We start from the raw sequence: 25,692 nt of genomic DNA, 5'->3' as shown, positions 1-25,692 counted from the left end.
GGACAGCAAATCATGAAGATCGCAACACAAAACCAGGCCTTTTTCCCGTCCAGCATCATGGAAAAATTCGAGTACATCAAAGCAATGGGTTTTGATGGCTACGAAATTGACGGCCGCCTGCTGGTTGAAAACCTGGACGAAGTGAAAGCCGCTATCAAAGCCACTGGCCTGCCGGTGACGACAGCATGTGGCGGATACGATGGCTGGATCGGTGATTTCATCGAAGAACGCCGTCTGAACGGGTTACAGCAGATCGAACGCATTCTGGAAGCGCTCGCGGAAGTCGGCGGGAAGGGCATTATCGTGCCTGCTGCCTGGGGGATGTTTACCTTCCGCCTGCCGCCAATGACCTCCCCACGCAGCCTCGACGGTGACCGCAAAGCGGTTAGCGCCTCGCTGCGCTGGCTGGATGAGGTGGCGGCGCGCACCGGTACTACCGTCTACCTGGAACCGCTGAACCGCTATCAGGATCATATGATCAACACCCTGGCAGACGCGCGTCGTTATATCGAAGAGAACGGCCTGAAGCACGTGCAGATCATCGGCGACTTCTATCATATGAACATTGAAGAAGACTCGCTGACGGACGCGCTGCATCAGAACCGCGATCTGCTGGGTCATGTGCACATTGCAGATAATCATCGCTATCAGCCGGGCAGCGGCAGCCTTGATTTTGCCAGCCTGTTCGACCAGCTGCGTGCCGATAACTATCAGGGATACGTGGTATATGAATGCCGTGTTCGCGCCGAGGATCCGGCTAAGGCTTATCAGGACTCTCTCACTTATTTGCGTGAATGCTAAGGATGACGAGCGTGATGAGTGCTTCTACACCTTCGCCTCTGCGCGTCGCCATTATTGGCGCCGGGCAGGTCGCGGACAAAGTGCATGCCTCGTATTACGCCACGCGCAGTGATGTTCAAATGGTGGCTGTCATGGACAGCCGCCTTGAGCAGGCACAGGCGTTCGCGGAACGTTATGCTATTCCATCGGCATGGCAGGACGCTCACGAGATGTTGCAGGCAGTAAAACCGGATGTGGTGAGCGTCTGTTCGCCCAACCGGTTCCATTTTGAACACGTGATGGCGGCCCTTGCAGCAGGTTGCCACGTTATGTGTGAAAAGCCCCCGGCGATGACGCCGGAACAGGCCGACCAGATGCGCATCGCGGCGCGCAAGGCAGGAAAAGTCCTGGCGTACGATTTTCACCATCGCTTTGCCCTGGATACCCAACTGCTGCGTGATGCGGTAATGAACGGGACGCTCGGTGAAGTTTACTTTACCTCGGCGCAGGCGCTGCGCCGCTGCGGCGTACCGGGATGGGGCGTTTTTACCAACAAATCGTTACAGGGTGGCGGACCGCTGATTGATATCGGCATTCATATGCTTGACGCCGCAATGTATGTTCTGGGTTTCCCGGCGGTAAAACGGGTGACCGCGCACAGCTTCCAGAGGCTGGGAAACCGTAAAAGCGCCGGTCAGTTTGGCGAGTGGGATCCTGCGCAATTTACCGTGGAAGATGCCCTGTTTGGCACGATTGAATTCTGCAACGGCGGCATTCTGCGTCTGGACACCTCCTTTGCGCTTAACATTCGCGAGCAGTCCATCATGAACGCCTCTTTCTGCGGAGAAAAGGCGGGTGCAACGCTGTTCCCGGCGCACATCTACAACGACGAAGCCGGTGTTTTAGAAACCGTTACCCAGCGCGAAGAGGCGGACGATCAGCGCCATCTGCGCAGCATGGATGCCTTTGTACGCCATGTGCAGGGAGAGCCCGTCATGATTGCCGATGCAGAACAGGGACTGGTTATTCAGCAGCTTGTCGCCGCGCTGTATGAATCAGCAGAAACAGGGGAAAGCGTGACATTATGCTGAACGTGTCTGTATTAACCGATCCGGGCTTTTGTCCTCACAGCCTGAATAAATATGCCTCTGTCATGGCCACCGGCAATGGCTACATGGGCATTCGCGCTGTGCACGAAGAAGATTACACCCAGCAGACCAGAGGCATGTATCTCGCGGGGCTGTATCATCGCGCGGGGCGCAATGAGACCACTGAGCTGGTCAATCTGCCGGATATCACCGGGATTGATGTTGAGCTGGATGGCATCAATTTCACCCTCCTTTCAGGGGAAATCCTTGAGTGGCAGCGCGAGCTGGCCTTTGCGAACGGCGAGCTGCATCGTAACGTGGTCTGGCGTTCACCCAACGGGAAGCACTATAGGCTGGAGAGCCGTCGTTTTGTGTCGCTGGACCAGTTGCCTTTAGTGGCTATGCAGCTCTCGATCACGCCTCTTGATGACGCCACGCACGCGGTGCTGAAAACCGGCATCGACGCAACGCAAACGAACAGCGGCAGACAGCATCTGGATGAAGTCTCGGTCAGGGTTTTTGACCAGCACTACATGCAGGGCGTGTATGAAACGCAGGATCGGGCGTCAGAAGTAGTTGTTTCGGCGTTTTGTCAGCTCTCAGCGAAGAGCGACAGCTGCTTCACCGCCAAAAATCGTCGTCTCAGCGTTCACCATTCGCTGACGATTGCTCAGGGTGACACTGTCACGCTTGAGAAAATCGTCTGGCTGACGCATCGCAGTGATAAAGCGCTGTCGCAGGAGTCTTTCGCGCGCAACGCACTGGCCGATCTCAAAGTCTCTGCGGCAAGAGGTTACGACGCGTTGCTTGAAAGCTCAGCGTATGCCTGGAAAGACGTCTGGCGTGACGCTCGGGTGGAGGTGGCTTCCGCTGAACATCAGGATCAGATGGCGCTGGATTATGCTGTCTGGCATCTGACCACGATGACGCCTGCCCATGATGAGCGAAGCAGTATTGCTGCAAAAGGGCTGACGGGAGAGGGTTATAAAGGCCACGTTTTCTGGGATACCGAAATTTTCCTGCTGCCTTTCCATCTGTTTACCCGCCCGCAGATTGCCCGTAGCCTCCTGCGCTATCGCTGGCTTAATCTCTCAGGCGCCCGGGAAAAAGCCCGTCGTAACGGCTGGCCTGGCGCGCTGTTCCCATGGGAAAGCGCCGCAAGCGGAGAGGAAGAGACGCCAGAGTTCGCGGCGATTAACATCCGCACCGGGGTACGCCAGAAGGTGGCTTCCGCACTCGCTGAACATCACATTGTGGCAGATATCGCCTGGGCCGTCGTTGCTTACTGGCAAGCGACGCACGATGATGCCTTTATGCGTAACGAAGGCCTGACGCTGCTGATGGAAACGGCCTTGTTCTGGATGGGACGCGCCACTGAAATCAATGGTCGTCTGGAAATCCATGACGTGATCGGACCGGACGAATACACCGAGCACGTGAACAACAACGCCTACACCAACTATCTGGCCTGGCATAACGTGGCCTGCGCGCGCCAGTTTATGGCGATGTTTGAGCGTGAGGATGTGCGTTTCACGGAGAATGCCACGCAGTTCCTGGCGCGCTTATGGCTGCCAGAGGCTGATGCAGACGGTGTGATCCCGCAGGATGATACCTTCATGTCTAAACCTGCCATCGATCTGAGCCGCTACAAAGCCAAAGCGGGTAAACAGACGATTCTGCTCGATTATTCCCGCGCGGAAGTGAACGAGATGCAGATCCTTAAGCAGGCCGATGTGGTGATGCTTAACTACCTGTTGCCGGAACGGTTTACGCCACAGCAATGCGCCACCAATCTGGCGTTCTATGAGCCACGCACGATCCATGACTCATCCCTGAGCAAGGCCATTCACGGGATTGTCCTCGCGCGCTGCGGTGACACGCAGGGGGCCTATGCCTTCTGGCGCGACGGAATCGCCATTGATTTGGGCGACGATCCGCACAGCAGCGATGAGGGCATTCATGCCGCGGCCACCGGTGCGATCTGGTCTGGCGCAATTCAGGGGTTTGCTGGCCTGCAAATCATTGAAGGGGAACTGCATCTCGCGCCGAAACTGCCTGCTCACTGGCAGAAACTCGCTTTCCCGCTGCGGTGGCGGAACGCAACCATGCACTTCACCTATGAAAACGAGGTGTTAACCATTGAAACCACGGCACCTGCCACGCTGACGCTGTGGGGCAAAACGCTGCACGTATCGGAGCGAAAAGTTTGCGCCTGTAAGGACTTTTCTGCATTCGCATTTGGGACCGCTACCACGGAGGGGCACCATGACGCTTAAGGCTGTCGTATTCGATCTGGACGGTGTGATCACCGATACCGCACATCTCCACTTTCTGGCGTGGCGCGCCGTGGCGGAAGACATTGGCATCACCTTTGATGAAGTTTTTAACGAACAGCTGAAGGGGATAAGCCGCATGGATTCCCTCCAGCGCATTCTCAAGCATGGCGATAAAACGGGGATGTTTAGCGAGGAGCAGTGCCTGGCGCTTGCGACGAAAAAAAACGCGCTTTACTTCCAGTCGCTGGCATCACTAACGCAGGATTCTCTGCTGCCGGGGATCCGCGACGTGCTGGCGGAGATCCGTGCCGCGAAGGTCAAAATTGGGCTGGCATCCGTATCGCTCAATGCCCCAGGGATTTTGCACGCGCTGGGCATCGATCGGGCCTTCGATTTTTGCGCTGATGCTTCCCGCATTCGCCGCTCAAAGCCGGACCCGGAGATCTTTCTTGCGGCCTGTGCGGGGCTGAATGTGCGCCCTGAAGAGGCCATCGGCATTGAAGATGCCGCTGCGGGTGTTGAAGCAATCAACGCCGCAGGAATGCTGTCGGTCGGGATTGGGCCTGGCCTTAACCATGCGGGATTACAACTTCATTCAACGCGGGAATTGACCTGGAAATGCCTGACAGATTTCTGGGCGTGCCGGGCGTATTGATAAGGAATAAATTATGGCTCAACTGTCTCTGAAACATATTCAGAAAATCTATGATAACCAGGTCCACGTGGTTAAAGATTTCAACCTCGAAATTGAAGACAAAGAGTTTATTGTTTTCGTCGGTCCGTCGGGATGCGGTAAATCCACCACACTGCGAATGATTGCCGGTCTTGAGGAGATCAGCGCGGGTGAACTGATTATCGACGGCGTTTGCATGAATGACGTGCCCGCCAAGTCTCGCGATATTGCGATGGTATTCCAGAACTACGCGCTTTATCCGCATATGACGGTCTACGACAACATGGCGTTTGGCCTGAAAATGCAAAAAATAGCGCCCGCGGTGATTGAAGAGCGCGTTAACTGGGCGGCGCAGATTTTGGGGTTACGTGAATATCTGAAGCGTAAACCCGGTGCTTTATCGGGTGGTCAGCGCCAGCGCGTGGCGCTGGGCAGGGCGATCGTGCGTGAAGCGGGCGTCTTCCTGATGGATGAGCCGTTATCCAACCTCGATGCCAAGCTTCGTGTGCAGATGCGTGCCGAAATCAGCAAGCTGCACCAGAAGCTTAACACCACCATGATCTATGTAACGCACGACCAGACGGAAGCCATGACGATGGCGACCCGCATCGTGATCCTAAAAGACGGCATCATTCAGCAGGTGGGTGCGCCGAAGCAGGTATACAACGAGCCGGCAAATATGTTTGTCGCAGGGTTCATTGGCTCTCCGGCGATGAACTTCATTCGTGGCGCTATCGACGATCGCTATTTCGTAACGGAAACGCTGCGTCTGGAGATCCCTGAGGACAAGCTGGCCGAGCTGAATGCGCAAGGTTACCAGCGTAAAGCGGTCGTCTTCGGGATCCGTCCGGAAGATATTCTCACCCTGCAGAGCAGCGGAGAAGATATCACGGCGAAAGTCAGCGTCGCCGAGCTTACCGGAGCCGAATTTATGCTTTATGCCACCGTGGGCGGCCATGAACTGGTTGTCCGTGCTGGTGCGGCCAATGACTATGTAGCCGGAGATACTATCGGCATTCAGTTCGATATGAATAAGTGCCATTTCTTCGACGCCGATACCGAAGCGGCTATTAGATAAGAAAGGTGTTTGCCGGAAATGCAAATTTCCGGTTTTTTTGTTTGTTAATTATAAAGGGAATATTTAATGAGTACTCTACTAAGAAGTGCTGCGCTCGTTCTGTGCGCAGGGGTTAGCTGCGCGCAAGCAACAGAATCCGCAAAGCAGTGGGCGTTTAATATCGGTGCCATGTATGAAATTGAAAACGTCGAAGGTCAGGGCGACGATAAAGATGGATTATATGAACCTTCCGTGTGGTTTAATGCAACATGGGATGCCTGGACGATCTCTTTGGCAATGTATCAGGAAGGACCGGTTGATTATAGCAGCATGACGCGTGGTACCTATTTCGATCGCCCGGAATTTGAATTACGCTATCGCTTTATCGGCACCGATGATTTTACTTTCGGTCTGACCGGTGGCTTCCGCAATTATGGTTATCACTTTAAAGATGAGCACGGTGCCAAAGACGGCAGCGCTAATATGCAGCGCTACAAAGTTCAGCCTGACTGGGATATTAAATTAACCGACGACTGGCGCTTTGGCGGCTGGTTTGCCATGTACCAGTTTGCCAACGATCTGGAAAAAACCGGTTATTCTGACAGCCGCGTCGAGACTGAAACGGGCTTTACCTGGACTATTAATGAAACCGTCTCCGCCAAGGTGAATTACTATTTAGAGCGCGGCTTCAATATGGACAGCTCGCGCAATAACGGCGAGTTTTCTACCCAGGAAATTCGTGCCTATCTGCCGATTTCGTTAGGCCAGACGACGTTAACGCCTTATACCCGACTGGGTCTCGATCGCTGGTCAAACTGGGACTGGCAGGACGATCCAGCGCGTGAAGGGCATGATTTCAACCGTCTGGGTATGCTGTACGCCTATGATTTTAACAACGGTTTATCCATGACGCTGGAATATGCCTACGAATGGGAAAACCACGATGAAGGTGAGAGCGATCGCTTCCACTATGCGGGTGTCGGCGTAAACTACGCGTTCTGATAACGTTTTACCAGGGGCGATTGCCCCTGGTTTTTAGCGCAAGGACGCTGCATTCGAAAAATGCGTTTCAACCAATACCTTATGCGGCGCAGGTTTACCCGCAATACGCTTAAATAACACGTTGCAGCTCTCTTCGCCGAGCTTTCTCGTCGGGATATCAAACCCACCGGGAGCAGGAGTTAATACGAGAGACAGCATCGGATCGCTGTATCCTGCCATGGCAACCTGCTCGGGAACCATCAGATTTAACCCATCCGCTGCCCGATAAAGACCCAGCAATTTCATGCTGTCTGTGGCAAAAACGGCATTGGGCGGGTTATCGGACGAGAGTAATTTGCAGGCTGCCTGAAGCGCGCTTTCATGGGTATATCCGCCATCAATGACCCAATCCGGGTTAATGGCGATACCCTGCTTCTCAAGGCTGGATTTATAGCCAGCAAGGCGATCGATAGAAACGTGATAATCGAGCGGGGCATGCAGACAGGCAATTTTTGTTCGTCCATGTTTAATAAACGAATCGACCAAAATAGCGCTGTCGTGGAAATTGTCCGTATCAACAGAATAAATATTCTGGAACTTACCTTCTACTTTCCCAATAACCACTACGGGCACACCGTATTCGTCCAGCGTGGTGAAAAAAGATTCGTTTGCCGGTGAACTCAGCATGATGATCCCTTTGATCATCTTCTGCTTTATTTTCCCTACGCACTTCTGCAGATCGTCCTCACTGCTTTTCGAGGTTTGTAAAATAACGTCGAATCCTTCTTCTTCCGCTTTTGCCGTAATGGCATGAAGAACGTCGGAGAAAAAAGGGTTACCGGCTGTGGTTTTGGTCGAGCGGGTCGAAATAACCATAATGGCATCGAAGCCAGAAGAGGTCAGGGCGCGGGCCAGTTTGTTGGGCTGATAATTTAATTCGTCTATCGCCTTCAGCACTTTGTCTCGCGCTTCAGGGGAAATATTCGTTTGTTTATTCAGAACTCGGGAAACGGTTGATTTCGATACGCCCGCAACCCGTGCGATATCATAGATGGTGGGTGACATACACCTTACTCACTCCGGACTGACAGCAATGTGGTTCATCTTACTGGAGAGAAAACGGCAATAGCAATAAATAAGAATTGATAATCAACGATCTGCCCCCATTTATTGTATTCTGAAGCCATACATTCCAGGCTTCCGGGCAATGAAGGATGGCGATGAAGCGATTTAAGAACGAATTCAACTCACTGGTGAACCGCGGCGTTGATCGACATCTGCGTCTGGCTGTCACCGGCCTGAGCCGCAGCGGTAAGACGGCGTTCATCACCGCAATGGTAAACCAGTTGCTGAACCTGCACGCCGGCGCGCGCCTGCCGTTGCTCAGCGCCGTGCGGGAAGAGCGTCTGCTGGGCGTTAAGCGCGTCCCTCAGCGTGATTTTGGCATACCGCGTTTTACCTATGACGAAGGGCTGGCGCAGCTTTACGGCGATCCGCCCGCGTGGCCGACGCCGACGCGAGGCGTCAGTGAAATTCGCCTTGCGCTGCGCTTTCGCTCTAATGAATCGCTGATACGTCACTTTAAGGATACCTCCACCCTGTATCTGGAAATCGTCGATTATCCTGGCGAATGGCTGCTCGACCTGCCGATGCTGGGGCAGGACTACCTCAGCTGGTCTCGTCAGATGACAGGCTTGTTGCAGGGGCAACGCGCAGAGTGGTCGACGAAGTGGCGACAGCTGTGCGAAGGCCTGGATCCGCTGGCGCCTGCGGATGAAAACCGTCTGGCGACCATTGCTGAAGCCTGGACGGCCTATCTGCATCAGTGCAAACAGGAAGGGCTGCACTTTATCCAGCCGGGCCGTTTTGTCTTGCCGGGTGATTTAGCAGGCGCGCCCGCGCTGCAGTTCTTCCCGTGGCCGGACGTGGACGGCGCAGGCGAGTCGAAGCTGGCGCAGGCAGACAAACACACGAACGCCGGAATGCTACGCGAGCGTTACAATTACTACTGTGAAAAGGTGGTCAAAGGTTTTTATAAAAACCACTTTTTACGTTTCGACCGCCAGATTGTGCTGGTGGATTGCCTGCAGCCGCTCAACAGCGGGCCGCAGGCATTTAACGATATGCGCCTCGCGCTGACGCAACTGATGCAGAGTTTCCACTACGGGCAGCGGACGCTGTTCCGTCGTCTGTTCTCACCGGTGATCGACAAGCTGCTGTTTGCAGCCACAAAAGCCGATCACGTTACGGTCGATCAGCACGCCAACATGGTTTCTCTGCTGCAACAACTGGTGCAGGACGCCTGGCAAAACGCCGCGTTTGAAGGCATCAGTATGGATTGCCTCGGGCTCGCATCGGTGCAGGCGACGCAAAGCGGCCTGATTGACCTTAACGGCGAGAAAATACCGGCATTACGCGGGAATCGGCTCAGTGACGGCGAGCCGCTTACGGTCTATCCCGGCGAAGTCCCCGCGCGGCTGCCGGGCCAGACCTTCTGGCAGAGCCAGGGCTTCCAGTTTGAAGCCTTCCGCCCTCAGACCATGAGCGTCGATCGGCCGTTACCGCACATCCGTCTGGATGCGGCGCTGGAGTTTTTGATTGGAGATAAATTGCGATGACGGAACCGTTAAAACCGCGCATAGACTTTACCGGAACGCTTGAACCTGATCGTCAGGACGCCTTTAAAACGGCGCAGACGTTCAGCGGCGCGCAGGCGGAGAACTTTGCCCCGGCGCTGCCGGACGATACCGCCGTTGAGGAAGGTCCGGCGGAGGCGGTCGTGGAAGCCGCTCTGCGCCCGAAACGCAGCCTGTGGCGCAAGATGGTCACCGCCGGTCTTGCGCTGTTTGGCGTCAGCGTGGTCGGGCAGGGCGTGCAGTGGGCGATGAACGCCTGGCAAACCCAGGATTGGGTCGCGCTGGGCGGTTGTGCCGCGGGCGCGCTCATCGTGGGGGCAGGTATCGGGTCGGTTGCCACCGAGTGGCGCCGCCTCTGGCGTTTGCGACAGCGCGCGCACGAGCGTGATGAAGCGCGGGATCTTCTCCACAGCCACGGCACCGGCAAAGGCCGCGCCTTCTGCGAAAAACTGGCCAGCCAGGCCGGTATCGATCAGTCACATCCGGCGCTTCAGCGCTGGTATGCCGCCATCCATGAAACCCAGAATGACCGGGAGGTGGTCACGCTCTATTCCCATATGGTTCAGCCGGTACTGGATGCGCAGGCGCGACGCGAGATTAGCCGCTCGGCGGCGGAGTCTACGCTGATGATTGCCGTCAGCCCGCTGGCGCTGGTGGATATGGCCTTTATCGCCTGGCGTAACCTGCGCCTCATCAACCGTATCGCGAACCTTTACGGCATTGAGCTGGGTTACTACAGCCGGCTCAGGCTGTTCAAACTGGTCCTGCTCAATATCGCCTTTGCGGGCGCGAGCGAGCTGGTGCGCGAAGTGGGAATGGACTGGATGTCGCAGGATCTGGCGGCGCGTCTCTCCGCCCGTGCCGCTCAGGGCATTGGCGCGGGCTTACTGACGGCGCGTTTGGGTATCAAAGCGATGGAGGTGTGCCGACCGCTGCCGTGGATTGATGGCGATAAGCCGCGGCTGGGGGATTTCAGGCGAGAGCTGATCGGTCAGCTGAAAGATACGCTCAATAAAAAGCCGGCTCCGTGAGGCGTTGTTCATTAATCGTGCTGGCTGTCAATATTTGTTGACAGCCATCTTCCGGTTCACCGTGTTCTGACATATCATTTTAAGGTTATTGGCTTAAAACGGTGAATTTCCCATGCGTCTTGAAGTCTTCTGTGAAGACCGTCTCGGTCTGACCCGCGAGTTACTCGATCTTCTTGTTTTACGTAGCATTGATTTACGTGGCATTGAGATCGATCCTGTCGGGCGAATTTACCTCAATTTTGCCGAAATTGAATTTAACACCTTCAGCAGCCTGATGGCGGAAATCCGCCGTATCGCTGGCGTTACGGATGTACGCACCATCCCCTGGATGCCCTCCGAACGTGAGCACCTCGCCCTGAGCGCGCTGCTTGAAGCGATGCCTGAGCCGTTCCTCTCTCTGGATCTGAAAAGTAAAGTCGAGCGCGTTAACCACGCGAGCTGCCAGCTTTTCGCGCAGAGCCAGGAGAAGCTCAGCAATCACCACGCCGCGCAGCTGATCCCCGGTTTTAACTTCCAGCGCTGGCTGGACAGCAATCCGCAGAATACGCATAGCGAGCACGTGGTGATAAACGGGCAGAATTTCCTGATGGAGATCACCCCGGTCTATCTGAAAGGGGAAGGAGACACCCGCGTATTGACCGGTTCGGTGATCATGCTGCGCTCGACGCTGCGCATGGGTCGCCAGCTGCAAAACCTCTCCAGCCAGGATGTCGGCGCGTTCAGCCAGATTATTGCCGTCAGCCCGAAAATGCGCCATGTGGTTGACCAGGCGCGCAAGCTTGCCAGCCTGACCGCGCCGCTGCTGATTACCGGCGATACCGGTACCGGGAAAGATCTGCTGGCGCACGCCGTGCACCTGGCAAGCCCGCGTGCGGCAAAACCGTATCTGGCACTTAACTGTGCCTCGATTCCGGAAGATGCTGTTGAAAGCGAGCTGTTTGGTCACGCGCCGGAAGGCAAGAAAGGGTTCTTCGAGCAGGCCAACGGCGGCTCCGTGCTGCTGGATGAAATCGGCGAAATGTCGCCGCGTATGCAGGCCAAACTGCTGCGCTTCCTGAACGACGGGACCTTCCGCCGCGTCGGAGAGGATCACGAAGTGCATGTGGACGTGCGCGTTATCTGCGCCACCCAGAAAAACCTGGTGGAGCTGGTGCAAAAGGGGATCTTCCGTGAGGATCTCTATTACCGCCTTAACGTCCTGACGCTGAACATTCCGCCGCTGCGCGACTGTCCGCAGGACATCATGCCGCTAACGGAGCTGTTTGTGGCCCGCTTTGCCGACGAGCAGGGGGTTCCGCGTCCGAAGCTGTCTGCCGATCTCGGCACGGTGCTCATGCGCTACGGCTGGCCGGGCAACATCCGTCAGCTTAAAAACGCCGTTTATCGTGCGCTGACCCAGCTGGAAGGCTATGAACTGCGCCCCCAGGATATCCTGTTGCCGGATTACGACGCCGGGACAGTGTCGGTAGGCGAAGAGGCGATGGAAGGCTCGCTGGATGATATCACCAGCCGCTTTGAGCGCTCCGTGCTTACGCAGCTGTACCGCAGCTATCCCAGCACCCGAAAGCTGGCAAAACGTCTTGGCGTCTCGCATACCGCGATTGCGAATAAGCTTCGTGAGTATGGGTTAAATCATAAGAAAGGTGACGAATAACAAAAAGCCTCTGTAAAGAGGCTTTTTTGATGGTTATTCCTTTGCCAGCGGTGTGGTTACGATTTCTGTTTTTGTCTCTCCCTGAATCGACGCAATCCTGCTTTCGACATCTTTCACCTGCTGCGAGCTGTGTAGCAGGGTATAGGTCAGATCAAACTGAGCGCTGGCCCCTGGTGACAGCTGCTTAACCCGCTTCTGCTCGCGTTCAATGGTGACGGGGTAGGCGTAGCTGGTGCCCGGCTCAATCCCCGTGACATAGCCCTGTTTTGGCGTATCGGTATTTTTCCACAGGGTCAGCACCGGGAGCTGGCGGGTATCAAACTGAATCGATGCGCCTTTGTCACCGGCTTTATTCACCACCGCTGCGAGGGTTTCGTGGTTGCTGTCGGCGAGCGGTTTGATATTAAAGACCATCTCATCAAAGCCTTTTGTCGGCCCGGCGTAGGTTTGCCAGTCGTTAACGCCCGCTTTCGCGTAATCATTGAACGGGCTTACGCTTGCCGCGGGGGCAAGGAAGCGCGCGCCTTCTTCGAGGACTGGTGCCCCGAAGTTGCTGTGATAGATGATTTGGTAATCATGAGGGTAATCGGCATGGTTTGTCAGAACGTCATGCAGGCTGAACTGGTTGGTTCCCGGAACGTAACGCAGTTCGGTCATAGTTTGCAGATCCGCTTTTTTAAACGTGCTTTCTTTGATGAGACCGCGAATACGAATTTCATGCGGGGCAGCATCCGCAATTTCTACCTCCACCTGAGAGGCCGGGGTGTTGCCTGCCTTACCGTGCAGGGTGTAAATCTGGCCGTCAGCGGTGACCGGGTGCCCAGTCCATTCGTAGCCACAGCGGACCATCATCTCGTTGAAACCTTCCAGCCAGCCAAGCCCGTTTCGGCTTTCCAGATTAATATACGCCGGGTTAACGACCTCCTTAACGGGCGAGTTCCAGCCCAGTCTGGTGCCAAATCCTTCAACATGCAGAAGGTTCATCCCGCGCGTCGGGCTTAAGGTGATGGTCAGGCCATTTTTACTGCTGATGACGATAACTTTACTGCCTTCCTGCCTGCCGCCGTGCAACACTTTTTGCTCAATGCTGAACGTTCGATCGTTAATTTTCAGCTCATCGCTGGAAATCTTCCAGTTTCCTTTTTCCACGCTGCTTTCAGCGCTTGTCAGCACCCAGGTTTTAGCTGCGGCATGGCCCGAAACCAGTACCGAAAGGAGCGTTAAAGCCAGTTTTATTTTCATATTTATCCCTTTTTGCTGAAACGATTATTTAACATCGTAAGCAAATCTAATGTTTTGCCGATGAGGGAAATGTGATGTGCCTCACTGAGGGTGAATACAGGGATATTTAACGATTGATTTGCGAGTTTGACCGCTTTATCGCTGAATTCTCAACGCTATTTTGCATAAATATTGTGATCCGAACTGATTGTTGCTTTAACGATTCAGCTGGCGATTAATAAAAAACCCCGCCATAGCGAGGTTTTGAAAAAGCGGTATAAAATGCTAAGTAATGATTATGCTTTCAGCTTGTCCAGCGCGGCGGTGTAATCCGGCTCGGTAGTGATTTCATTAACCAGTTCGCTGAAGACGACAGTGTCGTTTTCATCAAGAACCAGTACCGCGCGTGCTGCCAGACCTTTCAGAGGGCCTTCGGCGATGCTGACGCCGTAATTTTCGAGGAAATCCGGGCTGCGCAGGGTGGAGAGAGTGATAACGTTGCTCAGGCCTTCAGCGCCGCAGAAGCGAGACTGGGCGAACGGCAGGTCAGCAGAAATGCACAGCACAACGGTGTTGTCCATTTCAGTTGCCAGCTGGTTGAACTTACGCACGGATGCGGCGCAAACCCCGGTATCTATGCTCGGGAAAATGTTCAGCACTTTGCGTTTACCCGCAAACTGAGCCAGTGTGACGTCAGACAGATCTTTAGCCACCAGAGTAAAAGCCTGCGCTTTGCTGCCAGCCTGCGGAATGGAACCTGCAACAGCAACCGGGTTGCCCTGGAAATGAACGAGTTGTGACATAGATATCTTCCTGTTTACATATAGTTAACGTCGGGGCTAGTGTATGCCATCCGCGGATAACACGGCAAACCAAATTTTTCGCCTTTTCGGGCCGCAAGGAGTCAGTGATGAGAAGCGTTAAGGTCTATGAAGAAGCCTGGCCATTGCATACCCCGTTTGTGATCTCTCGCGGCAGCCGAAGCGAAGCCAGCGTGGTGGTCGTTGAAATCGAAGAGGACGGTTTTAAAGGCGTAGGGGAGTGCACGCCTTACCCGCGCTATGGAGAAAGCCTCGCGTCGGTGATGGCGCATATCATGACGCTGGTGCCGGACCTGCAAACCGGGCTCACGCGCGAGGCATTACAGCAGCGTTTGCCCGCCGGTGCCGCACGCAACGCTATTGATAGCGCGCTCTGGAGCCTGGAGGCGGCGAAGCAGCAACAATCGCTGACAGCATTGCTGGGCGTGGCGCTACCGGAATCGGTGGCTACCGCACAAACGGTAGTGATTGGCGAGCCGGAACAGATGGCCGCCAGCGCAAAAGCGCTTTATGACGCCGGGGCCCGGCTGCTGAAGGTGAAGCTCGACGATCGTCTGATTAGCGAGCGAATGGTCGCCATTCGCGCGGCGGTACCCGCAGCCACGCTAATTGTTGATGCCAATGAATCATGGCATCCGGAAGGGCTGGCTGCCCGCTGTCAGCTGCTGGCCGACCTGGGGGTGGCCATGCTGGAGCAGCCTCTGCCAGCAAAAGAGGATGCGGCGCTGAAGAATTTTATCCATCCGTTACCCGTTTGTGCGGATGAAAGCTGCCACACCCGCGCGAGTTTGAGCGAGCTGCAGGGCCGCTACGAGATGGTCAATATTAAGCTCGACAAGACCGGCGGGCTGACGGAGGCGCTGGCCCTGGCGGAAGAAGCCCGGGCGCAGGGTTTTTCGCTGATGCTGGGCTGTATGCTCTGTACGTCCCGGGCGATCGGCGCGGCGCTACCGCTGGTCAATCAGGTCCGTTTCGCCGATCTGGACGGCCCGACGTGGCTGGCGGTTGACGTATCACCCGCGCTCCATTTTACCAGCGGCGTGCTTCATCTCTGAGGCTGCCAGCGCAAAAGCTCCACCATGGCTTTTAAGTATTTTTCGCTGGCTTCATCGGACGAGATTGCCGGGAATTCAGCGGTAATACAGGGCAGGCTCAAATCGGCGCACCAGCTACCGAATGAGCCTGGCGTTTCATAGCCCACGCTGGTCACGAGCGGCAGGGCGAACGCGTCTGCCAGCCACGCGCCGAGCTCAGAGTGGCGCGGATCTTCAATGCAGGCCAGCGGATCGTGGAAGGAGACCACCCACGCGGGGTGGATCTTATGGATTAGCTGGCACAGCGCCTGGGTTTCCGGCTCTGAGCCTGGCTTATCTCCCGTCAGCAGAACCACATCACGCTCCTCGGCGGAGCTGTTCCAGCGATACACCGTTTCCCCGGCGCGCCAGTTTGCTGCCGGAAAATTACGGTTTAAGTCAACGCCTCGCGCATTGGCGCGAAGCCCCAGCTGACAGCCGTCCGGATTTACCGCCAGAATCACATGATGACGTCGCAATGAAGGCGTCAGCGTCCGCAGCGCGCAGGAAAGCGTCACGATGGAGGAGTTCTCGTCCCCGTGTGTGCCGGCAAGAATCAAGCCGCTGTCGCGGTCTGCGTCAGGGGCGGGGAACCAGATCAGCGATGCGCCTAAAAACGAGCGGCCATATTGCTCAGCGCCCGGCGGAAAGGCGCCGCGTTCCGCTCTCGGTCGGGTGGTTGCCATACGAAATCCTGATAAAGAAAGCACTACTGGCAGTGTTGTGCAAAACACGCTGTTAATCAAATAGTTTCCGTAACGGCTGAGAATTGCCTTAAATCACTATTCAGGAGTAAGTTATTTGCATTTCTCTTTGTCGAAACAAATAATTACGCATCTGCTTATTACCTGAATTTATTAAAGGGGATCTTATGAAGCATCCTGTTTCGCGTCTTTTTGCCGCACTGTGCCTGTGCGGACTCTCTTCACTTACTTTTGCTGCTGATGTGCCGCAGGGCACTGCGCTGGCGCAAAAGCAGGAGCTGGTCAGGCATATTAAAGACGAACCGGCTTCGCTGGACCCGGCGAAAGCCGTGGGGTTGCCAGAGATTCAGGTGATTCGCGATCTCTTCGAAGGTCTGGTTAATCAGAATGAGAAAGGGGAGCTGGTGCCGGGCGTGGCGACGCGCTGGCAGAGTAATGATAACCGTATCTGGACGTTTACCTTACGCGATGACGCGAAATGGTCCGACGGTTCCCCTGTCACCGCCCAGGATTTCGTCTACAGCTGGCAGCGTCTGGTTGACCCGAAAACCACCTCTCCGTTTGCCTGGTTTGCCGCGCTGGCGGGAATCAATAACGCGCAGGCCATTATTGACGGTAAAGCCGCGCCCGATACGCTGGGGGTGACGGCGGTGGATGCCAGGACGTTACGCGTCCAGCTGGACAAACCTCTGCCGTGGTTCAGCAACCTGACGGCGAACTTTGCCTTCTATCCAGTACAAAAAGCTAACGTAGAAAGCGGTAAAGAGTGGACGCGGCCGGGCGCGCTGGTGGGGAACGGCGCTTACGTTCTGAAGGACCGCGTGGTGAATGAAAAGCTGGTTGTGGTGCCCAATACGCACTACTGGGACAATGCCAAAACGGTACTGCAAAAGGTCACCTTCGTGCCGATTAATCAGGAATCGTCGGCCACCAAACGCTACCTGGCAGGGGATATTGATATTACCGAATCGTTCCCGAAAAACATGTATCAGAAGCTGCTGAAGGATATTCCGGGGCAGGTGTATACGCCGCCTCAGCTGGGCACGTATTACTATGCGTTTAACACGCAAAAGGGCCCAACGGCCGATGCCCGCGTCCGTCTTGCGCTGAGCATGACTATCGACCGTCGCATTATGGCGGAAAAGGTGTTAGGCACGGGAGAGAAACCCGCCTGGCACTTTACGCCTGACGTGACGGCAGGGTTTACCCCGGACGCCTCGCCGTTTGAGCAGATGTCGCAGCAGGAGCTGAACGCCCAGGCCAAAACCTTGCTGCAGGCCGCAGGCTACGGTCCTCAGCGCCCCCTGAAGCTGAACCTGCTGTACAACACCTCGGAAAACCACCAGAAAATCGCCATTGCGGTGGCCTCCATGTGGAAGAAAAATCTCGGTGTGGATGTCAAGCTGCAAAACCAGGAGTGGAAAACGTACATCGACAGCCGTAATACCGGCAACTTTGACGTGATCCGCGCCTCATGGGTAGGCGATTACAACGAGCCATCAACCTTTTTGTCGCTGCTGACCTCAACCCACAGCGGCAATATCTCCCGTTTCAGTGACCCGGCCTACGATAAGATTATTCACCAGGCGACGCTGGAAACCACGGCGAAAGCGCGTAATGCCGACTACAACATGGCGGAGAAAATTCTTATGGAGAAGGCGCCCATCGCGCCAATTTACCAGTATACCAACGGCCGCCTGATTAAGCCCTGGGTGAAGGGTTACCCCATCAACAACCCGGAAGACGTGGCGTATAGCCGGACGATGTATATTGAAAAGCACTAATCAAGTACTGGCGCGGCTTGCGGCGCCAGTTCCTCCTTCTGACCATCACCCGTCACAGCTGAAAGCATCATTTTTCTGACGGTATTTTTGGCCTGTTCAGATGGTTTGCCCGCCCGACACTTCAATGCGCTGTGCGGTTACCCAACGGTTATCATCACGCAGCAGGCTGGCGACCATCGGCCCGATATCGTCGGAAACGCCGACCCGCCCGAGCGCGGTCATGGCGGCAAACTGCGCGTTGACATCTGCGTTGTCGCGAACCAGGCCGCCGCCAAAATCGGTTTCAATGGCGCCTGGCGCGATGGTATTGACGGTGATGCCGCGCGGGCCCAGCTCGCGTGCCAGATAAACGCTGAGCATTTCCACCGCCGCTTTTGCCGCCGCGTAAGCGGAGAACCCAGGGTACGATACCCGGGTCAGGCCGGACGAGAAGTTGATGATGCGCCCGCTGTCCGCCAGCAGGGGTAAAAGGGTCTGGATCAGGAAAAATACCCCTTTGACATGGACACTGAACAGCCCGTCGAACTGCGCTTCGGTGGTCTCGCCCACCCCGGCAAACTCGCCATGACCTGCGTTATTTATCAGGTGGTCGAAGGTGTCGCGCTGCCAGACCTCGGCGAGTTGTTGACGCAGAGTTTCGGCAAATGCCGGGAAAGTCGTCGTCTCCGCCACATCCAGTTGAATCGCAATCGCCTTACGACCAAGGGTGCGGATTTCCGCGACAACCGCTTCAGCCTGAGGGGTATTTCCTCTGTAAGCGACGATAATATCGCCCCCCTGACGCGCGACAGAGAGGGCGGTGTTACGGCCAAGACCACGATTGGCGCCGGTGATAAGTGCAATTTTACTCATGGTGTATCCTCTGTTTGGTGGAGCTTTTACAGTAGGAGAAGGCCACTCATCCACTTTGCCTGATTCTGGTTATCTTTTGCCTGTTTCTCTTTTCATGGTTTGTTCTGTTGAGAATGACCGCATACTATGGCTTAAAAACTTGCCTGAAAGAGTGTCTATGCGCGATCTCCTGTTCGATCTCTGCCGCCGGTATGCCGATGCTCACGTCGACCGTAGCGGGGTTGCCGTAACGCCGGTTCCAGGGTTGACGATTATCCGGGCTTTGCATCCGGGCGACCTGCAGGCGGCGATCAACAGACCGCTGATGGCGATGCTGTTGCAGGGTCGCAAACGCGTCGCTACGGGGACGGAAAGTTTTGAATATGGCCCCGGCGAGGCGATGGTGATTGCCGCCGATGTGCCGACCCTCAGTCAGATTACCCAGGCCAGCCTTCGCCATCCCTACTATTCCCTGGTGCTGGAACTGGATATCGCCATCCTGCGCGAGTTGCAGGATGCTGTGCAAGCAGAGCAGAGGGACGCGCCTTGCGTTGGGGTTGAGCCAATGAATGCTGACGTGACGGATGCGGCTTACCGGCTGGCCAGGTTATTTGAACAACCGGAGGCGATGGCGGTTCTTGGGGATGGGCTACGGCGAGAGCTGCATTACTGGTTGCTTCGCAGTGTCCATGGTCCTGCTATTCGCGCCCTGGGCGCGGCGGATAGCCACTCCGGACGAATTAGCCGTGTGGTCGCAATGTTGCGTAAGGAGTTTACACGTACGATAAGCGTTGAGGAGCTTGCTGACGTGGCGGGCATGAGCGTGTCCGTATTCCATCAGCATTTTCGTGCGATAACCACGATTTCGCCCCTGCAATTTCAGAAACAGCTACGCCTTATCCATGCCCGCCGCCTGATGCTTGTCGATGGCGCAGGGATCGCACAGGCGGCGTATACGGTCGGTTATGCCAGTGTTTCGCAGTTTACCCGTGAATATGCCCGTATGTTTGGCGCGCCACCGGGGCGGGATAAACGCATGGCTACATAACGGTTTTAAGCCATGATTCAATATCTTGAGTCGGTATATTATTCTGTACATTCCAGGTGTTACTCATCGGCCACCACATGCCGTCTCCTCGGGCGAAGGCCGCGCGATAGCGGAGCATCTGGTCATCCGGATTTAAATGCAGTGCATCCAGCAGATCCGGGAGCGTTAGAACGTTTTTGGCAAAGGCTTGTCTTGTCGTGCGTTCAACCGTTTCGGCCAGTTTCCCATAAGAAGTGGTTTCACCTGCGACAAATATCACCTCATTTACGATCTGCGGATGATGCAAATAAATTTCGGTGGTCAGCCGACCAATATCCGCGGGAGACGTGACTGTGACCTGCGTGTCCCATCCTCCGAGCGCATTAATGGTTTTTTCGGATAAATTCACCACATTAAATGCCGGTTCGAAGAGAAAGCTGGTAAACATACCGGTTGAAACAATCACCCATTCCGTCGCGTTCTGTTCCCGCAAGAGCGACCTGACATCATACTGCTCGTCCCAGACGGGCTGGCCGCTCCCTTTGCCGACCACATCGTAATTCACGCCGAACTGCCAGGGGAAATAGCGGTTTACGCCGGCTTCCAGTACCGCGCGGGTAATTTTGAGCTGTGTACCCGCTCCGGCGACAAACCCCATGCAGTTGATCACGGTGTCAAAATCCACAAAACGGGTTTTTAACGTTTCAGTGGAGCTGACGGCGACATCGACCGCGATGAATTCTGCCCCTGCATCAGCCAGTTTTTGATGAATTTCGGACTGAAGTTTACCCCGGCTATCCCAGGATCCGGGCGATACGATAACGGTAACAGCGCCATCGCGCTGCGTGACTGCCGGAACCAGATACTCCAGTACGGCAGCGCCCAATTGTCCTGCACCAAGCACTAATACTTTTTCGCCTGTCTTGATATCACGTTCTTTCATGCTGTGCCTCTCTTTGTTAAATCGCCTTTCTACTGCAACTTGAGCAAGGTTATGTCAGATAGCTGCATTCGATAAGACGACAGGCATAAGTTAGACTGTTCGTAATAATGGGATAATTGATCTTTTCAGGCGCGGTGGGAACATGGATAAACTGGAATCAATGCGGGTATATGTTTGCGTGGTCGACACCCATAGCTTCGCCAGGGCGGCAGAAGCGCTGGGGCTACCACGTTCAACCGTATCGCGGGTCGTTAAGGAACTGGAGACATACCTGGGTATTCAACTTTTACAACGCACCACCCGGAAGCTCAGCGTGACCGCAGAGGGCCGGCGTTACTATGACGAGAGCAAACGGCTGCTGGCGGATATTGCGACAGTGGAGTCTTCCTTTCCCGCCAGATCCGCACAGCCCAGAGGCCGTTTAAAAGTCGGTATGCCGCAGTCTCTTGCCCGACACTGCATTCTTCCCTGTCTCCCGGAATTTCTGCGCCAGTATCCCGGGCTGGAGTTGGTACTCTGTTCGAGCGATAGCGTGGAGGACATCATTCAGGAAGGGTATGACTGCGTGATCCGCACCGGGAGGATCGAAGATTCAACGACGCTGGTCGCGCGCCCTCTGGCGAACTTCAGATGGGTTGTTCTGGCTTCACCGGGCTATATAGACGCCTGTGGTAAGCCGGAAAATCTCGACCAACTGGAAAAGCATTGCGCCGTCGGCTACCTGAACCACCGTACCGGGCGCACCATCGACTGGTTTTTTACGCGTGATGACGGCGATTGTGCAATCCACATGAAAGAGTCGCTGATCGTCGATGATACCGACGCCTATATCCAGGCCGGAATTCAAGGGCTCGGATTAATTCGCGTGGCCAGCTATCTGGCTGAGCCGTATCTGAAGAGCGGGGCGTTGGTTCGCTGTATGGAGAACCTCTCTTACGATTTACCGCTTTCGCTTGTCTATCCACAAAACCGCTATCTTCCGCCTTCGGTGCGCGCCTTTTATGACTGGAGCAGAGCGGTGCTGCAACAACATGACGACTGACGGACAAGAATCGTTGTTTTGCTTAATAACCGGAAATAAAAAAAGCCCGTCAGAGAACGGGCGAAATAAGCAAATGATTTAGTGATTCGTTATCAACATTGTTGGAGGATAACGCCGCGTATCTTACGTGGCTAAGGGCAATGCAGATACCTGACAAATTCGGTAGGTGAAACAATAAATTAAACGTGCACTACAGTGCGTCAAAAGTGGGGTAGAGACTGTTTTCCAGATATTCAACGAAATACCAAATCTCGCCGCTGAAAATAAACCATAAGCCAAATATAATAAGCAAGAAAATAATTAAGGTGAGTATTAATTCTGTCTTTCCCATTGTCGCCACAACCCACCCGTCGTTAATTTACTTAAGCTGGGCATTGTAGCGGGGCTTTTCCCGATACTCCAGTTTCATGCCGCAAGGACTTTATTACGCCCATCGTTTTTGGCGCGATAGAGCGCATCGTCGACACGTTTAAACAGTGCGTCGATACTCTCTTCCGGGTCATGCCGCGCCACGCCAATGCTGACGGTAAACCGTGGTAAGCCTGGAAGGGTGATATGGGCGACCGCCGCACGGACGGATTCGGCAATCTTCAGAGCCGTTTCAAGAGACGTGCGCGGCAACAGGATGACAAACTCTTCACCGCCCCAGCGGAACACCAGGTCATCTTGTCTGCAGCAGGCTTCCAGCGTTCGGGATAGGGCGATAAGCACTTCATCACCTTTCAGGTGACCGAAAAGATCATTGATGTTTTTAAAATGATCGGTATCCACCAGCAGCAGGCTAAACTGCTGCTGTGCAGAAAGGTGGCTCAGGCTGGTTTGGTCGATAACATTGTAAAACTGACGTCGGTTGAGTAACCCCGTCATCGAGTCACGTAATGCAGCATTTTCCAGCTCCTGCTCAAGCCTCTTTTGCTCCGTAATATCATGGATTATGCACAGCATCAGTTTGTCACCGTAGATCTCGATGGGGCCCGCATAGGTCTGGACATGGCGGGTGGTGCCATCGGCAAGGCGGTGAATAAAATTGAGTGGCTTATGTCCGCCGGGCAGTGCGGCGATCTCCGTCATGATGGGCATGACGCCTCTGCCAAGCGTGTTAATTTCCCAGGTATGTTTGCAGCACATCTCATCATGCGTATAACCGTAAAAGCTGAGCGCGGCCAGGTTTGCATCGACAACTTGCCCGTCACGGGCAGGATCGATGAGCAGCATCGGCGCGCTGTTGGTCAGGAAAAAGCGTGCGTAAAATCCCTGTTTCTTGCGCTGATAGGTTGCGGAACGGCTGGCTTTCAGGCCTGAGGGGGCGTGGGAAGAGATCCCTTCGAAAACGATAACATCACCATACGGCGTGGCGTGGGTGAGTGAGAGGCGACAGCTTAAGGGGGCGTCCTGCCCGCCCCGGCTAATTGTCCAGATCTCGACAATATCGTGATGATTTTTCAGTTCGGGAACGTACAACGACAGTACGGTTTGCGCACTGGCAGAACAGGAACCTTTGCGCAGGTCGGTCAGCGTTTTATTACCCGTCAGCTGTATTGCGGCCACATTTGCAAAAACAATCTGTTCCGAAACAGGAGAAATGAGCCACACGGGCGTTTTAATTGCATTAAGCGCATCAAAACTATTTTGCGACATAGTATTTTCCTGTTCATCGGCACGATATGCCTGACAATCATGGCGGAATTGACTCGCATGTACTCCCTTGAAACATACTCTACTCATACCCGTCAGGCATGATTTTTTTGTGAAATAAATGCGTTGTCCGTTTGAATTTTATTCATCGGTACAATTTGTTTATCTGAGTTTTTCTGTAGCAGTAGCCATGGAACCTGTTCAGCGGGCAGAGGGCGGGAGAAAAGGTAGCCCTGGAGATAATCACAGCCGAGGCTGGTCAGTATTGCCTGCTGTTCGTCCGTTTCAATTCCCTCGGCAACGACACGCATCTCCATGGTGCGGGCAATATTAATAATGGTTTCCACCAGCTTGCGGCTTTTTTCATTTTCCAGCATAGAGGCCACAAAGCTCTTGTCGATTTTTAGCTCTTTTGCCGGAAGAACGCTCAGCATCAGCAGGTTGGAATAGCCCGTACCAAAATCGTCAATAGAGACGGTGATCCCCGCATGGTTAAAGGCATTGAGCAACTCGATGCTGCGATCGAGATTTTTTAGCGCGGTACTCTCCGTTACCTCCAGGATCAGCCTTGAAGGCGACAGATTATATTTTTCCAGCATTGAGGACACGATGTGAAAGATATCCGGCTGTTCGAACTGAACGGGGGATAAGTTGAGCGACAAAGTCCACTGGCTGAAGCCTTGTTCAGTCCAGAAATGAAGCTGCCGACACGCGGCCTCAATGGCCCAGTTGCCAACCGGAATAATCAAACCCGTTTGTTCCAGCGTGGGCAAAAAAAGACCTGGCAGCAAAACGCCTTGCTCCGGATGCCGCCAGCGCAGAAGGGCCTCAAAACCGTGGATCGTCTTATCTTCAGCATGCCAGGTTGGCTGATACCAGAGTTCAAACCGATCGCGTTCCAGCGCCTGAGAAAGTTCCTGCAGAAAACCCGGCTGCGCCGGAACTGCCGTTGACATCTCAGGGCAGTAAATCGCCCAGCCGTTACGACCGTCTTGCTTAACGTGTTGTAAGGCGGCATCCGCCTTAAACTTCAGTTCATGCAGCGTTTCTCCGTCCTGAGGATAGAGGCTAACACCCGCGCTCAGTGTCGTACTCAGCGTATGTCCGCAAAGCGAAAACGGACGGCGCATATCCGCGAGCAGCGTCGTGAGCAGGGCAGTGAGCTTTTCTTCGTCACATTCGGGAACCAGCAGGATAAAGGCATCCCCACCCAGCCTGGCAAGCGTCATCTCGCGGGTAAGCCGGGACGTGATGCGTTGGGCAATGGTGATTAATAACTCATCGCCGACGCTGTGGCCCCAGGTATCATTCACGCGTCTGAAGCGATCGACATTCAGGAAGATCACGGCAAATTGTTTGTTACTCAACAAGGCGCTGTGCAGACAATCCTGCATTCGGATATCCATCTGGTGGCGGTTTGCGAGGCCGGTGAGAGCGTCAAAGCGGACCTGTAGCTCAAGCTGACGGTTGAGCTGGCGCAAGTTGTCCGTCAGCCGGCTGGTCCGCCAGTGCGAATCAATAAGCGAAATAATTAACATCATGCCGAGCAGGGAGAGCGTGGTGACGGAAACCCAGATGGATAATCCCAGCTCGCTGACCCCGCCGGGGAGCGTACGCGCCATCTCATGGAAATGTGCGGCACTCATGCCTGTATAGTGCATTGCACAAATGGCGGCACCCATGACTAACGCGGCGAGAATGCGAGTAACAAAGACCCCTTTGTGCTTATCCCTAAGGCGGAAAGCCAGCCATAACGCTACGCCGGAGGCGACAACGGCAATCACCACGGACAAACTCACAATGCGCCGATCCCAGAGGATGCTTCCTTCCAGCATCAGGGCGGCCATACCGATATAGTGCATGGAGACCACGCCAGCGCTGAGGATGACCGTGGCGAAGAACAGCCGAAAGAGCGAGAGGTGTTTGCCCGTAACGGCAATGTTAATTGCTATTGTGGAAGCGACAACCGCCACGCCGAGAGACGCAAGGGTTAGCCATAAGTCATAGCTCATCATCATCGGCATTTGCATGGACAGCATGCCGATGAAGTGCATTGACCAAATCCCGATACCCAGCGTGACCCCGCCGGCAATCCGCCAGAACAAAGCTGTTTTTCGGCTGGAAAGGGGAATTTTCCCGGCGCTATCCAGGGCCACAAAGGAGGCGATAAACGCCACCAGAAAGGAGACAGCGATCAACACAGGGTCCCACGATATATTGAGCATTATGCAATCCCACGCCTGAGAGGGTTACCGATTTCGCCTGCCGGCACGTCTTTATCTGGCAACGAACATGCGCATTCAAACCATATTAGTTATTTATCGTGAAAAATGACCAGTCATATAAATGCCAAACTTACTCGTAATATAAAATATATTCTTTTTTATTGAACATTAAGCACTGCTAAACATAGTCGAACAATTGTAGCAAAGCGT

Annotated in this window: 22 protein-coding genes; 13 read left to right on the top strand and 9 right to left on the bottom strand. The window is 54.7% G+C overall.

Translation table 11 applies throughout. The annotated features are described in order from the left end of the window. Nucleotides 1-12: 12 nt before the first annotated feature. The 6 genes from HBM95_12495 (at nucleotide 13) to HBM95_12470 (ending at nucleotide 6,876) form a co-directional block, all read left to right on the top strand. Entirely contained in the window at nucleotides 13-801 is a 789-nt protein-coding gene (locus HBM95_12495) for a sugar phosphate isomerase/epimerase (GenBank protein ID NIH43748.1), read from the top strand. An 11-nt stretch (nucleotides 802-812) separates the two neighbouring features. Next, complete coding sequence (locus tag HBM95_12490; protein NIH43747.1) at nucleotides 813-1,871, top strand: Gfo/Idh/MocA family oxidoreductase; 1,059 nt, start codon at nucleotides 813-815, stop codon at nucleotides 1,869-1,871. Further along, nucleotides 1,865-4,144, top strand: a complete 2,280-nt coding sequence (locus HBM95_12485) for a glycoside hydrolase family 65 protein (protein NIH43746.1) — start codon at nucleotides 1,865-1,867, stop codon at nucleotides 4,142-4,144. Before HBM95_12490 ends, HBM95_12485 begins: the two co-directional genes overlap by 7 nt. Next, complete coding sequence (gene pgmB, locus HBM95_12480; protein NIH43745.1) at nucleotides 4,134-4,799, top strand: beta-phosphoglucomutase; 666 nt, start codon at nucleotides 4,134-4,136, stop codon at nucleotides 4,797-4,799. The genes HBM95_12485 and pgmB overlap by 11 nt, the downstream gene beginning before the upstream one ends. A 13-nt stretch (nucleotides 4,800-4,812) precedes the next feature. Further along, nucleotides 4,813-5,895 carry an ABC transporter ATP-binding protein gene (locus HBM95_12475; GenBank protein ID NIH43744.1) on the top strand — a complete coding sequence of 361 codons (1,083 nt, stop codon included), beginning with the start codon at nucleotides 4,813-4,815 and terminating at the stop codon, nucleotides 5,893-5,895. A gap of 66 nt (nucleotides 5,896-5,961) precedes the next feature. Next, the gene (locus HBM95_12470) at nucleotides 5,962-6,876 is read left to right on the top strand and encodes an OmpG family monomeric porin (GenBank protein NIH43743.1); all 915 of its coding nucleotides are present in this window, start codon (nucleotides 5,962-5,964) and stop codon (nucleotides 6,874-6,876) included. 33 nt (nucleotides 6,877-6,909) lie between these two features. On the opposite strand, the gene HBM95_12465 is transcribed toward HBM95_12470, so the two are convergent. Next, nucleotides 6,910-7,920, bottom strand: a complete 1,011-nt coding sequence (locus HBM95_12465; protein NIH43742.1) for a LacI family transcriptional regulator — start codon at nucleotides 7,918-7,920, stop codon at nucleotides 6,910-6,912. 155 nt (nucleotides 7,921-8,075) lie between these two features. On the opposite strand from HBM95_12465, the gene HBM95_12460 reads away from it, so the two are divergent. The 3 genes from HBM95_12460 (at nucleotide 8,076) to tyrR (ending at nucleotide 12,176) form a co-directional block, all read left to right on the top strand. Beyond that, on the top strand, nucleotides 8,076-9,473 hold the full coding sequence (locus HBM95_12460) for a YcjX family protein (protein ID NIH43741.1): 1,398 nt from the start codon (nucleotides 8,076-8,078) through the stop codon (nucleotides 9,471-9,473). Beyond that, a complete protein-coding gene (locus tag HBM95_12455; GenBank protein NIH43740.1) occupies nucleotides 9,470-10,522 on the top strand; it encodes a TIGR01620 family protein in 1,053 nt (350 codons plus the stop codon). Before HBM95_12460 ends, HBM95_12455 begins: the two co-directional genes overlap by 4 nt. 112 nt (nucleotides 10,523-10,634) lie before the next feature. Then, nucleotides 10,635-12,176 carry a transcriptional regulator TyrR gene (tyrR, locus tag HBM95_12450; protein ID NIH43739.1) on the top strand — a complete coding sequence of 514 codons (1,542 nt, stop codon included), beginning with the start codon at nucleotides 10,635-10,637 and terminating at the stop codon, nucleotides 12,174-12,176. Between the two features lie 33 nt (nucleotides 12,177-12,209). Here tyrR and HBM95_12445 read toward each other — a convergent pair whose 3' ends face one another. Next, nucleotides 12,210-13,418: an aldose 1-epimerase family protein gene (locus HBM95_12445; protein ID NIH43738.1), complete on the bottom strand. Its 1,209-nt coding sequence runs from the start codon at nucleotides 13,416-13,418 to the stop codon at nucleotides 12,210-12,212. Between the two features lie 275 nt (nucleotides 13,419-13,693). After that, a complete protein-coding gene (gene tpx / locus HBM95_12440) occupies nucleotides 13,694-14,200 on the bottom strand; it encodes a thiol peroxidase (protein ID NIH43737.1) in 507 nt (168 codons plus the stop codon). Between the two features lie 107 nt (nucleotides 14,201-14,307). Here tpx and ycjG point away from each other — a divergent pair, with 107 nt between their 5' ends. Next, entirely contained in the window at nucleotides 14,308-15,273 is a 966-nt protein-coding gene (gene ycjG, locus HBM95_12435; protein NIH43736.1) for an L-Ala-D/L-Glu epimerase, read from the top strand. On the opposite strand, the gene mpaA is transcribed toward ycjG, so the two are convergent. After that, complete coding sequence (gene mpaA / locus HBM95_12430; protein ID NIH43735.1) at nucleotides 15,264-15,977, bottom strand: murein tripeptide amidase MpaA; 714 nt, start codon at nucleotides 15,975-15,977, stop codon at nucleotides 15,264-15,266. The genes ycjG and mpaA overlap by 10 nt on opposite strands. A gap of 185 nt (nucleotides 15,978-16,162) precedes the next feature. Here mpaA and HBM95_12425 point away from each other — a divergent pair, with 185 nt between their 5' ends. After that, on the top strand, nucleotides 16,163-17,779 hold the full coding sequence (locus HBM95_12425; GenBank protein ID NIH43734.1) for a peptide ABC transporter substrate-binding protein: 1,617 nt from the start codon (nucleotides 16,163-16,165) through the stop codon (nucleotides 17,777-17,779). Between the two features lie 96 nt (nucleotides 17,780-17,875). Here HBM95_12425 and HBM95_12420 read toward each other — a convergent pair whose 3' ends face one another. Then, nucleotides 17,876-18,631, bottom strand: a complete 756-nt coding sequence (locus HBM95_12420; protein NIH43733.1) for an SDR family oxidoreductase — start codon at nucleotides 18,629-18,631, stop codon at nucleotides 17,876-17,878. Nucleotides 18,632-18,788: 157 nt separating this feature from the next. Between HBM95_12420 and HBM95_12415 the strand changes: the two genes are divergently transcribed. Continuing rightward, on the top strand, nucleotides 18,789-19,658 hold the full coding sequence (locus HBM95_12415; GenBank protein ID NIH43732.1) for an AraC family transcriptional regulator: 870 nt from the start codon (nucleotides 18,789-18,791) through the stop codon (nucleotides 19,656-19,658). On the opposite strand, the gene HBM95_12410 is transcribed toward HBM95_12415, so the two are convergent. After that, entirely contained in the window at nucleotides 19,651-20,580 is a 930-nt protein-coding gene (locus HBM95_12410) for an aromatic alcohol reductase (GenBank protein NIH43731.1), read from the bottom strand. The genes HBM95_12415 and HBM95_12410 overlap by 8 nt on opposite strands. A gap of 142 nt (nucleotides 20,581-20,722) precedes the next feature. On the opposite strand from HBM95_12410, the gene HBM95_12405 reads away from it, so the two are divergent. Continuing rightward, the gene (locus HBM95_12405; GenBank protein NIH43730.1) at nucleotides 20,723-21,622 is read left to right on the top strand and encodes a LysR family transcriptional regulator; all 900 of its coding nucleotides are present in this window, start codon (nucleotides 20,723-20,725) and stop codon (nucleotides 21,620-21,622) included. A gap of 190 nt (nucleotides 21,623-21,812) precedes the next feature. On the opposite strand, the gene ecr is transcribed toward HBM95_12405, so the two are convergent. From ecr to HBM95_12390, 3 genes are all read right to left on the bottom strand, one after another. Then, nucleotides 21,813-21,953 carry an Ecr family regulatory small membrane protein gene (ecr, locus tag HBM95_12400; GenBank protein ID NIH43729.1) on the bottom strand — a complete coding sequence of 47 codons (141 nt, stop codon included), beginning with the start codon at nucleotides 21,951-21,953 and terminating at the stop codon, nucleotides 21,813-21,815. A 74-nt stretch (nucleotides 21,954-22,027) separates the two neighbouring features. Further along, complete coding sequence (locus HBM95_12395) at nucleotides 22,028-23,260, bottom strand: diguanylate cyclase (GenBank protein NIH43728.1); 1,233 nt, start codon at nucleotides 23,258-23,260, stop codon at nucleotides 22,028-22,030. A 92-nt stretch (nucleotides 23,261-23,352) separates the two neighbouring features. Continuing rightward, nucleotides 23,353-25,482: an EAL domain-containing protein gene (locus tag HBM95_12390; protein ID NIH43727.1), complete on the bottom strand. Its 2,130-nt coding sequence runs from the start codon at nucleotides 25,480-25,482 to the stop codon at nucleotides 23,353-23,355. Nucleotides 25,483-25,692 lie beyond the last annotated feature (210 nt).

The organism is Enterobacter asburiae, assembly GCA_011754535.1.
GTDB lineage: Bacteria > Pseudomonadota > Gammaproteobacteria > Enterobacterales > Enterobacteriaceae > Enterobacter > Enterobacter cloacae_N.
The sequence above is the reverse complement of the archived record's forward strand: the minus strand, read 5'-3'. Positions and strand labels throughout refer to the sequence as shown.